This is a genomic window from Halovenus halobia, assembly GCF_051414135.1.
Lineage (GTDB): Archaea > Halobacteriota > Halobacteria > Halobacteriales > Haloarculaceae > Halovenus > Halovenus halobia.
This window is the reverse complement of the sequence record NZ_JBLKOA010000001.1, coordinates 740,691-754,929: the sequence shown is the minus strand read 5'-3', so window position 1 is coordinate 754,929 and position 14,239 is coordinate 740,691. Positions and strand designations below refer to the sequence as shown.

Annotated in this window: 10 protein-coding genes; 6 read left to right on the top strand and 4 right to left on the bottom strand. The window is 60.5% G+C overall.

The window, feature by feature from the left end:
* The first annotated feature begins 98 nt into the window (after positions 1-98).
* Genes rpl18a through ACMGFM_RS04125 form a run of 4 tightly spaced genes read left to right on the top strand, consistent with a single transcriptional unit; the run spans position 99 to position 2,370 of the window.
* Positions 99-272 carry a 50S ribosomal protein L18Ae gene (rpl18a, locus tag ACMGFM_RS04140; RefSeq protein ID WP_436901177.1) on the top strand — a complete coding sequence of 58 codons (174 nt, stop codon included), beginning with the start codon at positions 99-101 and terminating at the stop codon, positions 270-272.
* A complete protein-coding gene (gene pfdA, locus ACMGFM_RS04135; protein WP_436901176.1) occupies positions 269-733 on the top strand; it encodes a prefoldin subunit alpha in 465 nt (154 codons plus the stop codon). Before rpl18a ends, pfdA begins: the two co-directional genes overlap by 4 nt.
* 6 nt (positions 734-739) lie before the next feature.
* The gene (gene ftsY, locus ACMGFM_RS04130) at positions 740-1,903 is read left to right on the top strand and encodes a signal recognition particle-docking protein FtsY (RefSeq protein WP_436901175.1); all 1,164 of its coding nucleotides are present in this window, start codon (positions 740-742) and stop codon (positions 1,901-1,903) included.
* Positions 1,904-1,941: 38 nt separating this feature from the next.
* A complete protein-coding gene (locus ACMGFM_RS04125; RefSeq protein WP_436901174.1) occupies positions 1,942-2,370 on the top strand; it encodes a universal stress protein in 429 nt (142 codons plus the stop codon).
* On the opposite strand, the gene gyrA is transcribed toward ACMGFM_RS04125, so the two are convergent.
* Both gyrA and gyrB read right to left on the bottom strand, forming a co-directional pair.
* Positions 2,371-4,884: a DNA gyrase subunit A gene (gene gyrA, locus ACMGFM_RS04120; protein WP_436901173.1), complete on the bottom strand. Its 2,514-nt coding sequence runs from the start codon at positions 4,882-4,884 to the stop codon at positions 2,371-2,373.
* Complete coding sequence (gene gyrB / locus ACMGFM_RS04115; protein ID WP_436901172.1) at positions 4,881-6,821, bottom strand: DNA topoisomerase (ATP-hydrolyzing) subunit B; 1,941 nt, start codon at positions 6,819-6,821, stop codon at positions 4,881-4,883. The genes gyrA and gyrB overlap by 4 nt, the downstream gene beginning before the upstream one ends.
* Before the next feature lie 112 nt (positions 6,822-6,933).
* Between gyrB and ACMGFM_RS04110 the strand changes: the two genes are divergently transcribed.
* Positions 6,934-8,229 (top strand): M28 family peptidase, encoded by a 1,296-nt coding sequence (locus tag ACMGFM_RS04110; protein ID WP_436901171.1) that lies wholly within the window; start codon positions 6,934-6,936, stop codon positions 8,227-8,229.
* Here ACMGFM_RS04110 and ACMGFM_RS04105 read toward each other — a convergent pair.
* On the bottom strand, positions 8,217-8,903 hold the full coding sequence (locus tag ACMGFM_RS04105) for a 2-phosphosulfolactate phosphatase (RefSeq protein WP_436901170.1): 687 nt from the start codon (positions 8,901-8,903) through the stop codon (positions 8,217-8,219). The two genes, ACMGFM_RS04110 and ACMGFM_RS04105, sit on opposite strands and share 13 nt — an antisense overlap.
* A gap of 4 nt (positions 8,904-8,907) precedes the next feature.
* Positions 8,908-9,969: a phosphotransferase family protein gene (locus ACMGFM_RS04100; protein WP_436901169.1), complete on the bottom strand. Its 1,062-nt coding sequence runs from the start codon at positions 9,967-9,969 to the stop codon at positions 8,908-8,910.
* A 174-nt stretch (positions 9,970-10,143) separates the two neighbouring features.
* On the opposite strand from ACMGFM_RS04100, the gene ACMGFM_RS04095 reads away from it, so the two are divergent.
* Entirely contained in the window at positions 10,144-14,238 is a 4,095-nt protein-coding gene (locus tag ACMGFM_RS04095; protein ID WP_436901168.1) for an LAGLIDADG family homing endonuclease, read from the top strand.
* Position 14,239: the final 1 nt, after the last annotated feature.

Here is a 14,239-nt window from a genome sequence, read left to right as displayed (position 1 = left end):
CTCAGTGTTTGCGAGCCAGTCTAAAAAGGTACCTCCCGTTGTGTTGGTCATCTCGCCGAGTAGGAAGATTCTTCCCCCTTGGTGCACCATCAACTGATATGGACGAATACACGGTTACCGGTAGCTGGGAAGCCCGGGATGGATGGCAGAGTTTCGAGAAATCTCTCGAAGCAGAGAACGAGGACGTCGCGGCCGAACACATCTACGCGAACTTCGGGTCGAAACACGGTCTGAAGCGCACACAGGTCGAAATCGACGAGGTGGCAGCATGAGCCTCGGTGGTGGCGGTGGCGGTGGCGGCGGCCAGATGCAGCAGCTCCAACAGCAGATCGAACAGCTCGAAGAGACCAAGGAGGCCATCGAGGCCGAAATCGAGAGTCTCCAGGAGGAGAAACGAGAAATCGACGAGGCCATCGACGCCGTCGACCAGCTCGAAAGTGGCTCGACAGTGCAGGTCCCAATCGGTGGCGGTGCCTACGTCCGCGCAGAAGTGCAGGATATGGACGAAATCATCGTCGATCTCGGTGCCGACTACTCCGCCGAGCGAGACAAAGAAGGGGCAGAGAGCTCCCTCGAAGCGAAAAAGGACAAACTCGACGAGCAGATCGAAGAGTTCCGCGACGAGATTGCCGAGGTCGAATCCGAGACCCAGGAACTCGAAAGCCAGGCCGAGCAGATGCAGGCCCAGCAGATGCAGCAGCTCCAGCAACAGCAACAGCAGCAAGACGAGTAAGGCGCGATGTTCGACGGACTCAAAGACAAGCTCAAAGGCTTCACCGAAGACGTTGAAGACGACGCCGATATCGAGGACGTCGAAGCCGACCAGACAGACACTGCGGATTCTGCAGCGGCCGACACGGAGGCAGAAGCCTCGGCTGACGCCGCCGAAGACGAGGCTGTCGAGGCTGACCATGAGTCGGCAGGTGCCACTGAGACAGCGGCTGAAGCGAGCGACGCCGACACGACGCAGATGGCAGACGACAAGTTAGCCGATGAATCCGACGACAGTGGCGGCCTCGGCCTGACGGGCAAGGCGAAAGCAATTGCGACAGGCAAGACGCTCATCGAACAGGAGGAACTCCAGCCACATCTCGACGAACTGGAGGTTGCGTTGCTCGACAGCAACGTTGCACTCGATGTCGTTATCGAGATCCTCAACGGCGTCGAAGAGAATCTCACTGGTGAGGCCCGCGGCCGACTACAGAGCACCGGCAGTCTCGTCGAAGACGCGCTTCGTGAGGCGCTGTACGACGTTATCAACGTCGGCCAGTTCGACTTCGACCAACGCATCGCAGACGCCGACAAACCGTTTGTGATGGTCTTTACCGGCGTCAACGGCGTTGGCAAGACAACGTCGATTGCCAAGCTCTCGCGCTATCTCGAACAGCGGGGCTTCTCGACGGTGCTGGCAAACGGCGACACCTACCGTGCCGGCGCGAACGAGCAACTGCAGGAACACGCCGACGCACTGGGTCGAAAACTCATCACCCACGAACAGGGCTCAGACCCGGCAGCGGTCATCTACGACGCTGTCGAGTACGCCCAGGCGAATGACGTCGATGTGGTGCTGGGTGATACGGCCGGTCGACTCCACACCAGCGACGACCTGATGGACCAACTCGAGAAGATCGACCGGGTGATCGAGCCCGATATGACTGTCTTCGTCGACGAAGCGGTGGCCGGGCAGGACGCAGTCAACCGCGCCGACGAGTTCGACAAGGCAGCGACAATCGACGCCTCGATTCTGACCAAGGCCGACGCCGACCAAGACGGCGGCGCGGCAATTTCCGTGGCCCACGTCACTGGCAAGCCAATTCTCTTCCTCGGTACCGGACAGGATTACGACGACCTCGACCGCTTCGAGCCCAGGCGGATCGTCAACGAACTGCTCGGTCCCGAGTAATCGGCTGTTTTTTGCCGCCGGCCGTCGACTGGACAAATATGACAGTATTAGTCGCCTACGACGGGTCCGATCCCGCACAGGCTGCAGTCGAGTACGCTATCGAAGAACACGCCGACAAGGAGATAGTGTTACTTCGAGTCGTCGAGATTGCAAGTGGGATGACCGACGCCGGTCTCAATCTGATTCAGGAGCGCTTCCGCGAGAAACCCGAAAAACTTCGAAAAGAGGCCAGAAAAAAGGTTGCAGAGGATATTGCTGACCTCTTCGAGGATGCGGGCTTGGAGTACGAGACAGCGGTCGTCTTCGGCGAACCAGCCAACGAAATCGTGGAGTACGCTGAAACGAACGCTATCGACCAAATTGTCATTGGGAATCACGGGCGTGCTGGTGTCTCTCGAGTTTTGCTCGGGAGCGTCGGCGAAAAAGTGGTCCGGCGCGCACCGATGCCGGTGACGGTCGTTCGGTAATTACTCGGTGTCGGGAAGGACAGTCACACTCGCAACGCTGTCGTCAGCATCAACTTCCATGATGGTGACTCCCTTCGTGTTGCGGCCAACCGTCGAGATCTCCGCAACCGGACAGCGCATAATCTGGCCATCGTCGCTCATCACGACGATGTGGTCAGACTCCTCGACGGCCTTGACCGTCGCAACAGGACCGTTCCGTTCGTCCGTCTTGATATCGATGAGCCCCTTGCCGTAGCGTGACTGTGCGCGGTACTCCGTGAGCGGGGTGCGCTTGCCGTAGCCCTGTCGGGTGACCGTCAACAGCGCGCGCTCGTCGTCGTCGGTTGTGGCGACCATCCCCGCCACGCGGTCGTCGCCTTCGAGGTCGATACCCCGGACACCGCGAGCGGTGCGGCCCATCTCGCGGGCTTCAGTCTCGTCGAAGCGGATGGTCATTCCGTGCTCTGTGCCGATAACGAGGTCACCAGTTCCGTCGGTCACCTCGACATCGATCAGTTCGTCGTCCTCACCAATGTCGGCGGCGATGATTCCCGTCGAGAGGATATTGTCGAACTCCGCCCCGTGGGTTCGCTTGACGTAGCCCTGCCGGGTCACCATGGTGAGACACTCGTCGTCGTCAAACTCGTCGGTGTCGACAACAGCGGTGATTTCCTCGCCGTCGTCGAGGTCGATGATGTTGACCGCGGACTTCCCGCGGGCCGTCCGGCCCATCTCGGGAATCTCGTAGGTCTTGAGTCGGTAGACCTGTCCCTGGTTGGTGAAACAGAGCAGGTAATCGTGGGTGTTGGCCCGGAAGACCTTCGAGACGCGGTCGCCCTCCTTGGGGTCGGCGCCGATAATCCCCTTGCCACCGCGGCGCTGTGGGTCGAAGTTCTCGGCGGGCATCCGCTTGATGTAATCCTGCTCGGTGACGACAACCAGACAATCTTCTTCGGGAATCAGGTCCTCGTGAGTGACCTGCCCTTCGTCTTCGAGAATCTTGGTCCGCCGGTCGTCGTCGTACTGCTCTTTGATTTCGCTGAGTTCGTCTTTGATAACGCCGAGCAGTTTCTCCTCGGACTCAAGCACAGATTCGAGATACTCGATCTGTGCTTGCACGTCCTCGTACTCCTCCTCAATCTCGCCAGCTTCCATCGACGTGAGCGAGCCAATCTGCATTCGCAGGATGTGCTCGGCCTGCTCTGCCGAAAAGTCGAACTCAGACTGCACGTCCTCGTACTCGACACCCTCCAGTTCCTCGAGGTCGAGGTTGCCTTCGAGCGCCTGCTGTGCCTGCTCGCGGTCTTCGGATTCGGTGATGAGATTGACGATCGCTTCGGCGTTGTCGACAGCCTTCAGTCGGCCTTCGAGGATGTGTGCCCGGTCCTCTGCCTCTGCAAGGTCGTGTTCGGAACGGCGACGGACAACCTCTTTGCGGTGGTCGAGGTAGTGCCGAAGCGTCTCCTTCAGCGAGAGGACCTGTGGTTGGCCGTCAACAAGTGCGAGGTTGATGACGCCGAAGGTCGATTCGAGGTGGTGTTCGAGGAGTTGGTTCTCGACCACATCTGCGTTTGCGCCCCGCTTGAGGTCGATGACGATGCGAACACCGTCGCGGTCGGACTCGTCGCGGAGGTCCGAGACGCCCTCGATGATGCCCTCGTTCACGTCGTCAGCAATCCGCTTGACGATGCGGGCTTTGTTCTCTTGGAAGGGCAGTTCCGAGATGACAATCTGGTCTGACCCGGAGTCATTGCGCTGAATCTCGTACTCGGCGCGCATTCTGATTCGGCCGCGACCGGTCTGGTAGGCCGAGTAAATCGGGTCTCTGCCGACGATATTACCGCCCGTCGGGAAGTCCGGTCCCTTGACGTGGTCCATCAGGTCCTCGACCGTACAGTCGGGATTGTCGATCAGGTGGACTGTCGCGTCAACAATCTCGCCGAGGTTATGTGGCGGGATGTTCGTCGACATCCCCACGGCGATACCCGAAGAGCCATTGAGCAGCAGGTTCGGGACTTTCGCGGGCAGGACTTCAGGTTCGGTCAGGCGGTCGTCGTAGTTCGATTGGAAGTCGACCGTGTCCTTGTCGAGGTCTTCAAGCATCTCCTCGGCGATGGGAGCCATCCGTGCCTCTGTGTACCGCATCGCTGCGGCCGGGTCACCGTCCATCGAGCCGAAGTTGCCCTGTCCGTCGACGAGTGGATACCGCAACGAGAAGTCCTGTGCCATCCGGACGAGCGTGTCGTAGATTGCGGAGTCACCGTGTGGGTGGTAGTCACCCATCGTCTCGCCAACGATAGAGGAAGACTTGCGGTGGCTGGAGCCAGAGGTGACGCCGAGTTCGTTCATCGCGTAGAGAATCCGGCGGTGGACGGGTTTGAGACCGTCACGCACGTCCGGCAGGGCCCGACCCGCGATGACGCTCATCGCGTAGTCGATGTAGCTCTGCTCCATCTCGTCCTCGATGCGAACGTGCTCGACGTTCGCTGCCGGTGCCTCGACGCTGTCGGCGTTCTCTGGTAAGTCTGAGCTCATATATCGACCCACTCCGCTTCAGGCGCGTGTTCCTTGATGAACTCCTTTCGCGGTTCGACGGCGTCACCCATCAGCACCGAGAACATCTTGTCTGCTGCCGCGGCGTCCTCGACGGTAATCTGTTTGAGATACCGCTTCTCGGGGTTCATCGTCGTCTCCCACAACTGGTCGGGATTCATCTCGCCAAGTCCCTTGAATCGCTGGACCTGGTCGGGCGAGCCGTTACATTTCTCCTCGATAATCTCGTCGCGCTGCTGGTCGGTCATCGCGTCGTAGGTCTCCCCGCGGTAGCGAATCCGGTACAGCGGCGGTTGCGTCGCGTAGACGTGGCCGCGCTCCAGTAGTGGCTTCATGTGCCGGTAAAACAGCGTGAGCAGCAGCGTTCGAATGTGCGCGCCGTCGACGTCTGCGTCGACCATGAAGAAGATTTTCTCGTAGCGCAGTTCGTCGATGTCGAACTCGTCGCCGATACCTGTGCCGAGCGCCGTAATCAGATTCCGAATCTCGTCGTTTTCGAGAATCCGGTCGAGGCGGTGTTTCTCGACGTTGAGAATCTTCCCTTTGATGGGAAGAACGGCCTGAAACTCGGGGTTGCGACCCTGCTTGGCGCTGCCGCCTGCGGAGTCACCCTCTGTGACGAACAGCTCTGCCTCGCTCGGGTTGCGTGTCTGACAGTCTGAGAGTTTGCCGGGCAGTGCTGTCGAATCCAGTGCGCTCTTTCGGCGCGTGAGTTCTTCGGCCTTCTTGGCGGCCTTGCGGGCTTTAGCGGCCTCGACAGCCTTCGAAACGATGGTCTCTGCTGTGTCGGGATTCTCCTCGAAATAGGTTCCGAGGTGCTCGTGAACTGCTGATTCGACGATTCCTCGAACTTCGCTGTTTCCGAGTTTCGTCTTTGTCTGGCCCTCGAACTGTGGGTCTGGGTGTTTGATTGAGAGCACAGCCGTGAGTCCCTCCCGAATATCCTCGCCTTTCAGCGTGTCATCGAGGTCTTTGAGGAGACCGTTGTCCTTTGCGTAATCGTTCACGACGCGGGTCAGCGCTGTCTTGAACCCGGTCAAGTGCGTGCCACCCTCGCGAGTGTTGATGTTGTTCGCGAAGGCGTGCAGCGAGCCCTGCAGTTCGTCAGTCGCCTGCAGTGCGACTTCGACTGAGACAACGCCGTCGGCGTCTCCCTGGTCGCCGATTGGTTCGTCTTCGTCGAAGTAGATGACGTCCTGATGGAGTGCCGTCTTCGTCTCGTTCAGGAACTCGACGAACTCCTTGATGCCGCCCTCGTATTTGAACGTCTGCGTGCGGTCTTCGCGCTCGTCGATGAGTCTGATTTTGACCCCAGAGTTGAGGAAGGCGAGTTCGCGCAGGCGTGACTCGAGTGTCGAGAAGACGAAATCAGTCGTCTCGAAAATCTCGTCGTCGGGCCAGAACTGGATTTTCGTGCCAGTGTCTTCGTCGGCCTTGAGGTCCCGAACGCGTTCGAGGTCCCCCTCCGGTTCGCCGTGGTCGAATCGCTGTTCCCAGACTGCACCGTCGCGTTTGACGGTGACTTCGAGCCACTTCGAGAGTGCATTCACGACAGAGACACCGACGCCGTGGAGCCCTCCGGACACCTGGTAGGATTTGTTGTCGAACTTCCCCCCAGCGTGCAGGACGGTCATGATGACCTCGACTGCCGCTCGGCCGTGTTCCTCGTGTGTGTCGACCGGAATCCCCCGTCCGTCGTCCTCGACGGATATCGAGTTGTCCTCGTGGATGGTCACGTCGATGCTGTCACAGTGGCCTGCCAGTGCCTCGTCGATTGAGTTGTCGACAACTTCGTAGACGAGATGGTGGAGTCCACGAGTGTCTGTCGACCCGATGTACATCGCCGGGCGTTTCTGGACGGCCTGGAGCCCTTCGAGTACCTGTATCTGTCCTGCTCCGTACTCACTATCCTCAGACATGAAATCGTAGCTAACTGTAGTACCTCACTCGACTTAAAGTCCACGCACGCGCGAGCGCACGAGCGAGCCCTGAACCCCACATTTGAGGCGACTGGGGCCAGAATGAACTGGTATGCGAATGCCCGAACAGACGATTGGGTCGACGTACACAGAATCAGTCTCCTGGGAGTTGCTGAACAGGCTCGTCGACTGTGCGCCCCGGATGGCCGGCCACGAGGGCGAACAGGCCGCTATCGAGACAATGGCTGAGCAGTTCCGTGACCTCGGTCTCGAAGACGTGACTGTCGAGGAGTTCGAGGTCCCGACGTGGTACCGCGGCCGCTCGGAACTCCGAATCCCGAGCACTGGCCGTACGTACACGGGGTCACACGAGCTCATCGGTCTGCCGTTGACGCCGCCGGGAGAGGTTGCAGGGCCAGTCGTCGACGTCGGTTACGGCACACCCGAAGAGTACGACAAGAACGACGTCGAGGGTGCACTGGTTGTCGCCTCGGGTGGCACGCCAGACTCCTACGACCGCTGGCTCCACCGCCGCGAAAAGTACGAGATGGCCGCCGACCGCGGCGCTGTTGGCTTCCTCTTCCGCAGTCGGAGGGACGGCTGTCTTCCACCGACAGGCGGCATCGGCGGCGACTCGCCGCCCGGCGAGATTCCCGGTGTTGGAATCTCCCGTGAACTCGCCGACAAACTCACCCGTCGCTCGATCGACGAGGCGGAGCTGACCGTCGAGTGCGAAACCGAGCGCAGTCCCTCCGCCAACGTCTCTGCCCGACTGGGTCCAGACACCGACGACGAACTACTGCTCACGGCCCATCACGACGCCCACGACATCGCCGAGGGAGCCAACGACAATGGCTGTGGCTGTGCGCTGGTCGTGGAAGTTGCGCGCATCCTGAAGACTGTCGAAGACGACCTCGAGACCGCGGTCAGGGCCACCACCTTCGGCGCAGAGGAAATCGGACTGCTGGGCTCGACACACGCCGCCGAGCAGTTGGACCACGACGATATTAAGGCAGTGTTCAACCTCGACGGCATCGGGACGACCCGTGACCTCGCTGTCGATACTCACGGATTCGAGGCGATTGCCGAGGCCGCCGAGAGAGTCGACGAGCGTGGGTCCACGCCCATCGATGTCAACGAGAAGGTCAACACCCACAGCGACCACTGGCCGTTCGCTCGCGAGGGCGTCCCGGCGGCCATGGCCTACTCTGTCGGCGGGTCGGACCGACGAGGCTGGGGGCACACCCACGCTGACACGCTCGACAAACTCGACGCCCGTGACCTGCGGTCCATTGCGCTTCCGCTGGCCGAGATGGTCCTCGAACTCGCTGACGAGGACTGCTCGCCCGAGCACGTCTCCAGCGAGACGGTTCTGGAGCGCGCTCGCGAGGAAGGCTACGACGTGTAGGAGACGAACAGCCCGTCTTCGAGTGTCGGCACCGTCTCCGAGGAGTCGAAGGCCGCGAGCGCGTCGACTTCGTGACCGTAGCCAATTTCTCTCAGCCACTCCGCCGTCGAGGACTCTCGTAGTCGCTTTTGGAGGTGCGATTCATCTATCGACTCGCCGTGGTATCGAGCCGTAATCAACTCTGCGCCCACCGTGTCCTCTGTCACAACCTCGCCCTGTCGACCCGCAGCAACGACCAGCGAGTCACGGTTCCGCTCGCGAAGCACCTCGGCGACGGCACCGGCATTGACGGTGCTGCCGACGAGCAACCCCTCAGCATGGCCAATTCGTTCCATTGCACGCGTGCCATTGGATGTGCGAATCCCGACCGGTCGTCCTTCGATATCGGCGTCGGCGATGACCGAGGGCAGCGGCGAGAGGTCGAAGCCCTCGATTGGCCCGCCGCCGTCCTCGCCGACCAGCAGGGCGTCGTCGGTCTCACGCTTGAACTCCAGCGCGGCTTCGACACTACCGAAGGGCTTGACGTAGGACGCACCCTCCTCCAGCAGGCGAACGATACTCGTCGAAGAGATAATCACGTCGACGACGACGAACTCGCCGGTCGGTACCGGCTCTGGGATATCCTCTAATCGGTCCACTCGGTTGCAGGTCACTCCCTGTGAACTGTCTGTCATCGGCTCAGATCGGGCGTTCCCCGTCGATAATTTCCAGTGCGTGCTTGGCCAGTTGCGGGACGCCGTCTTCCATCATCGCGTAGAACGTACTGTCGCTGTTGCCCATGAGATACCGAGCGTAGAACATCTCGCCGAGTGCGGCCATCTTGTAGACGGCGAGCACGCGATAGAATTTGAGGTTCTCTACCTCGACGCCGGTTTGCTGCTCGTACCGGTCGACCAACGCTTCACGTGAGTGGTAGTCGTCGCCCGTGAGGAATGTGGGTGCCATGGTTTGCATCAGCGGCGAGCGGTCGCCCTCGACCGGGTCGAGCCAGAAAAAGAGGAACCAGCCAAGGTCGGTGAGCGGGTCGCCGAGTGTGCTCATCTCCCAGTCGAGAACACCAGCGAGTTCGGGGTCGGCGTCGGGACCGAAAATGACGTTGTCCAGTTTGTAGTCGCCGTGGACGAGCGTGTGGGCGGGTTCGTCTGGGACATTGTCGGCCAGCCAGTCGCCAATTTCTGCAATCTCGGGAACCTCGCGAGACGCAGTTGTCTCCTCGAAGGCCCACTCGAACTGGCCCTGCCAGCGTTCGACCTGTCGTTCGGTGAAACCATCTGGGTTGCCAAAGTCGCCGAGGCCAAGGGACTCGTACTCGACGGAGTGAATCGACGCGAGCGTGTCGATCATCTCTGTCCCGATTCCAGCACGCGCCTCGGGATTCTCGAAGCGGTCTGGCTCGGAGTACCGGAGCACGTCGCCGTCGAGTCGTTCCATGACGTAGAACGGTACGCCGATTATCTCGCTGTCTTCCGTCGCTGCCACCGTCTTCGGGACTGGAACGTCGGTGTCCTGCAATGCGTCGGCGACTTCGTACTCCCGAAGCACATCGTGGGCGGTGTCGGCCGTCTCGCCGATTGGCGGGCGGCGGATGACCAGTTCCGTGTCACCCCAGGTGACGAACAGCGTCTCGTTCGAGAAGCCCTGGTCGTGGCGCTGTACGTCGAAGTCCTCGGTCTCTCCGAGATGCTCGGCCAGAAACGAGCGGAGATTCTCGTGGTTGACGAGGTCTGATTCAGTTGCCATTACTCGCCGTATTCCAGTGAGCTGTAAATACTTTGCTAAGCACAGAAGGGGTTTCATGTTATTGCTGGAAAGGAAGCGGCCATTTGTTCTGGTTGCTGGAAACCTCGCTGTCGAGGTTTCAGTTTCACCCCGCTTGCGTACAATCTTTAAGCGTTGGCTGGGTAGGGAGAGGCGATGACATCATATCAGTCTCAGCTCGGCGACGATGGAGGCGTTGCCGAGGAGCTGGCCGAGAGCCAGCGTTCTATCTCCATCGCCGAGTTCTTCGAGAAGAACAAGCATATGCTCGGGTTCGATTCGGGGGCCCGGGGGCTTGTTACTGCGGTCAAGGAAGGGGTCGACAACTCGCTCGACGCCTGTGAGGAAGCCGGTATTCTGCCGGATATTTACGTCGAAATCGAGGAAAACCGCGACTACTACACGCTCGTTATCGAGGACAACGGCCCGGGAATTACCAAAGAACAGGTGCCGAAAGTCTTCGGGAAACTGCTCTACGGCTCACGATTTCACAAACGCGAGCAGTCGCTAACGCCCGACCAGGAGCTGCTGGTCCGACGTGACGGCGAGGTCGATACTGTTCCCATCGGTGTGTTGTGTGACGCCTATCTGCCCGAAGACGGCGAGGCCGGTCGCCGCGTGCCGGCGGGCATCGAGGTGCCGTCGTTCGACCGCGAGACCCACGAGATGACCTGGCAACCGGTCACCCACGCAATTCGGCACGAAACCGACGAACAGACCTACGAAATACTGACGGAGAGGGGCCGGACGGTCGAAGTCACGGGCAACCACAGCCTGTTCTCGGTCAGCGCCGACGGCGAGACGACAGAAGTAGCGGCGGGGGCTCTCGAACCCGGCGACACCGTTCTCGCGCCGCGCTCGCTCCCGACGCCCGAGGATTCGCTCTCGGAGGTGAATCTGCTCGAACACCTCCGCCCGTCTCAGTTCGAGGACCGGCGAGCCTACGTGTACGGATTCGAGTCCTCTGACCTCGAACGAATTCGTGACGGCGAGAACGTACGCAAGAAGCCTTCGCCGGAGAGCGACCGAAAGCGGACGTACTACCGGTACAACGGGGTCGATATCCTCAAAGACAGCCTCGAAACGAACTACCTAAAAGACGGGTATCTGCCGGTCGAGACCGTTCTCGAACTCGGCTGGGAGTCTCTCGCCGCGACGCGGGACTGTACGTTTCGAACGTACCAGGTCGGCGGAGAGGCGACTGAACTCCCGGTCACGGTACCAGTTTCTACGGATTTCATGCGGTTACTCGGCTACTACGTCGCCGAAGGACACGCCGGACCGCGACAGGTCGGCCTGACGTTCGGCTCACACGAGCAGGAGTTGATCGAACACACGGAACAGACGTTCGCGGCGCTGGGAACGGAGTCGACGACGGTCCAGCGCGAGCGAAACTCGACCCGGGTCAAAGCCTTCGATTCGCCGCTGGCGCTGTTTCTGGAGAGCGTCTGTGGCGACGCCGCCGAAACAAAACAAATACCCGAGTTCGTCTTCCGGGTTTCTCTGGAGCACCAGCGCGAGTTCATTACGGCACTGTACCAAGGGGACGGCTCCGACAGCCATCCGAGCAACGAACTCTCTCACACGACGGTGAGCGAGCGGCTCGCGCGCCAGCTCTCGGTACTCTGGAATATGCAGGGGGTGCTCGCCAGCACCGAACAGACTGAGTCGACTAACGGCTACGGCGACGGAACGACTACACAGTACCGGACGAAAGTTTACGGCGGTGACGTCGAAACCCTCGACGAATTCGAGCGCTCGCTGGACGCTGGCGAACAGCGATACAAGCGAGTGCCGACATCGTTGCTCGAAGAACTCGCGGTCGGAGAGGTTTCGCACGAAACCGTCCCGGATTCAATACCCGGATTGCTGATGGGGGTCGGAGTCGGCTCGTCACTCGAACACGCCGAGGTGTACCAGTCGCTCATCGAAGAGGCGCTCGACGGAAACTGCGTCGAGAAACCGCGGTACGTTCACAATCTCGAAGAGATAGGACTGTTGGACGAGAAACATCGCCCCACAGAGACGCTCAGAGACGTCTGGGAGCACATCAAGCGTCTGCAGGGTATTACGGAGACGGACGTGTGTCTCCTGCCAGTAAAAGAGGTCCGCAAGACGGAGCCGCCGGAGTACGTCTACGACATCTCTGTTCCGGGAGCGACCGGCCGCGACGAGAACTTCGTCGTCGTGAACGACGGGGCGCTGTCTGTCAAAAACAGCCGCGGACAGCAGGGAATCGGTATCTCCGCAGCAGTGCTGTACTCGCAGTTGACATCGGGCAAGCCAGCGCGAATCACCTCACGGACGGAGGGGGGTGAGCAGGCACAGTATTTCGAGTTGATTGTCGACACTGAGACAAACGAACCGGAGATTAGCGCCGAGGAGCCAACCTCGTGGGACCGTCCACACGGCACGCGTATCGAACTGGAGATGGAGGCGAACATGCGTGCTCGACAGCAACTCCACGACTACATCAAACATACTGCGGTCGTCAACCCACACGCCCGACTGGAGTTGCGCGAGCCGAAAGCAGAGTTCAAATTCGAGCGTGCGACGGACCAACTCCCGGCGGAGACGGAAGAAATTCGCCCACACCCACACGGCGTCGAACTCGGGACGCTGATCAAGATGGCCGAGTCGACCGATTCGTACTCGCTGTCAGGGTTTATGCAGGGAGAGTTTACCCGGGTCGGCCAGAAGACCGCCGATTCGGTTATCGAAGCGTTCAACGACCGACATTACGGCCGTGAGCTACGCTGGCGGCCACCAGAAGCCCACGAAGACGCCGATATCGAAGCGGCAATCACCGACGCAGTCGCCAACAAGGGAACTGAGGTCACTGCCGACTTTGCCGAGCGCGTACTCGACGCGATTCAGGACCACGAGCGACTCGCCCATCACGAACTGACCACCATCATCGAGGAGACTGCCGACGACATCCAGACCGAGCACGGCACGACCTTCGGCGCGACGGTCCGTGAGAAGGCCAGAGACGCCGCGTGGTCGGCGATAACCGACGAGCGGGAGTCAGACATCTACGCGCTCATCGACGACGTGACGACGAAGCGAAAGGACGATGCAGTGATACAGGCGATGGCCGAGCGACTCGCGGCCAAGTTCGAGACCGGTGACCGACACCGCTTCGTCGAGAACGAAGTGCGCCGTTTCGTCGACCGGGCGGCGGAGATGACCGAGGACCGCGACGACGCAACGTTCGGCGACACCGCCCGAGAGAACATCACCGAGGCACTGTGGGAGACGGCCTCGAAGGTTCCGGACGACCCGCCACAGATCACTGAGATCGCGTCCGACCGCGACGCAGCCTCTGAACTGCTGACGGCGATGCGAGAGACAGACATCATCTCGCCGCCGACAGACTGTCTGGCACCGATTACGGACGAACTGGTCGAGGCTGGCCTCCGCAAGGAGTACGACGCGGATTTCTACGCGGCTTCGACCCGAGACGCCGCAGTCCACGGCGGCGACCCATTCATCGTCGAAGCGGGAATTGCCTACGGCGGCGAACTCGAAGACGGCGGCAAGGCGGACGTGATGCGCTTTGCCAATCGTGTCCCGCTGGTCTACCAGCGCGGCGCGTGTGCGACAACTGACGTGCTGAAAGATATCGGCTGGCGGAACTACGGACTCGACCAACCCGGCGGCAGCGGTCTTCCGAACGGACCCGCAGTGATTATGGTCCACATCGCGTCGACAAACGTTCCGTTCACGAGTGAGTCCAAAGACGCCGTTGCGAACGTTCCGGAGATCGAACACGAAATCGAACTGGCAGTCCGCGAGGCGGCTCGCGAACTCAAGAGCTTCCTCAACAAGCGTCGCTCGATGCAACAGCGCCGACAAAAGCAGGACAAACTCGCGACTATCCTCCCGGAGATGGCCGAGAAACTCACCAGCGTCACGGAGAACGAGGAGCTCGAAATCGACGGCACACTCGCCCGCATCATGAACGACGTGCTCGTCGAGCGAGAGGAGTCTGACGGGGCCATGGAAGTGACTGTTGAGAACAACTCAGACACACAGGCTGAGTTGGAGATTACCGAAATCGTCAGCGCCGAACCAGAGACCAACGGCGACGCGCAGGTCATCGAGATGGACGGCGAGTGGTTCATTAAGTGGAATCCAACCGTCGACAGCGGCGACGAGCAGACCTTGCGCTACGAGGTTGCAGACAGCGCCGAGGCGAATCTCTCGGTTGACGGCATCGAAGACGAGAAACTGACTATCGACGCCTAAC

What these genes read in the sequence shown, in the direction of transcription:
- ACMGFM_RS04100 (WP_436901169.1), bottom strand. Translation starts at nt 9,969, where the DNA reads ATGGCAACTGAATCAGACCTCGTCAACCACGAGAATCTCCGCTCGTTT.
- ACMGFM_RS04105 (WP_436901170.1), bottom strand. Translation starts at nt 8,903, where the DNA reads ATGACAGACAGTTCACAGGGAGTGACCTGCAACCGAGTGGACCGATTA.
- gyrA (WP_436901173.1), bottom strand. Translation starts at nt 4,884, where the DNA reads ATGAGCTCAGACTTACCAGAGAACGCCGACAGCGTCGAGGCACCGGCA.
- gyrB (WP_436901172.1), bottom strand. Translation starts at nt 6,821, where the DNA reads ATGTCTGAGGATAGTGAGTACGGAGCAGGACAGATACAGGTACTCGAA.
- ACMGFM_RS04095 (WP_436901168.1), top strand. Translation starts at nt 10,144, where the DNA reads ATGACATCATATCAGTCTCAGCTCGGCGACGATGGAGGCGTTGCCGAG.
- ACMGFM_RS04110 (WP_436901171.1), top strand. Translation starts at nt 6,934, where the DNA reads ATGCGAATGCCCGAACAGACGATTGGGTCGACGTACACAGAATCAGTC.
- ftsY (WP_436901175.1), top strand. Translation starts at nt 740, where the DNA reads ATGTTCGACGGACTCAAAGACAAGCTCAAAGGCTTCACCGAAGACGTT.
- ACMGFM_RS04125 (WP_436901174.1), top strand. Translation starts at nt 1,942, where the DNA reads ATGACAGTATTAGTCGCCTACGACGGGTCCGATCCCGCACAGGCTGCA.
- pfdA (WP_436901176.1), top strand. Translation starts at nt 269, where the DNA reads ATGAGCCTCGGTGGTGGCGGTGGCGGTGGCGGCGGCCAGATGCAGCAG.
- rpl18a (WP_436901177.1), top strand. Translation starts at nt 99, where the DNA reads ATGGACGAATACACGGTTACCGGTAGCTGGGAAGCCCGGGATGGATGG.